The organism is Mammaliicoccus fleurettii, assembly GCF_003970575.1.
Taxonomy (GTDB): domain Bacteria; phylum Bacillota; class Bacilli; order Staphylococcales; family Staphylococcaceae; genus Mammaliicoccus; species Mammaliicoccus fleurettii.
On record NZ_RXWZ01000133.1, the window covers coordinates 1 to 644 of the forward strand.

The window sequence follows — 644 nt, forward strand, 5'->3', positions numbered from 1 at the left end:
TAGGCTACTTATCTCCTATAGAATTCAGGAAATTAGCAGCCTAGAAAATAGTGTTTTTATTAAGTTCCCATTTTAGGGGTTCAGTGCCGTACACTCAATGGGCTTTATATTAATGTTAATCGTAGGCGGACTTATAGGTTGGCTAGCAGGTGTTATTTTAGGTAAAGATATTCCAGGCGGTATTATCGGTAACATTATTGCCGGGTTAATAGGTTCAGTAATTGGTGGTTCTTTACTAGGCGATTTAGGTCCAGTATGGGGTGGAGTAGCAATTATACCAGCACTTATCGGTTCAATTATATTGATACTCGTACTATCATTTATCTTAAAATTGATTAGAAAATAATATTCATAATTTTAAATAAAAGAAAACACAAAAGAGCAATCATCCATACAGATGATTGCTCTTTTGTGTTCGTTAACCGGTTCAATATAGTCATTAATGTAAATAAATCGATCCAATGATTAACACGAATATAGAGTTTGCTATTTCTATCAACCCTACATGCATTATTTTTATTTTCTTTCCATATAAAACTATTGCACGAATTAAGCTAGGTAAATACATTATCATTATTAAAGGGTTTACTAGTAATCCTATAACTACGATACATAAATGATAAATCCATGAACTCCATTTATAT

At 31.8% G+C, this 644-nt stretch carries 1 protein-coding gene and 1 pseudogene; one reads left to right on the top strand and one right to left on the bottom strand.

Translation table 11 applies throughout. The features are described from left to right. The first annotated feature begins 97 nt into the window (after positions 1–97). Positions 98–346: a GlsB/YeaQ/YmgE family stress response membrane protein gene (locus CD129_RS09640; RefSeq protein ID WP_078357342.1), complete on the top strand. Its 249-nt coding sequence runs from the start codon at positions 98–100 to the stop codon at positions 344–346. Positions 347–439: 93 nt separating this feature from the next. Here the strand turns inward: CD129_RS09640 and CD129_RS13325 are convergent. Next, a pseudogene (locus tag CD129_RS13325) lies at positions 440–644 on the bottom strand (YwiC-like family protein); the annotation flags it as partial.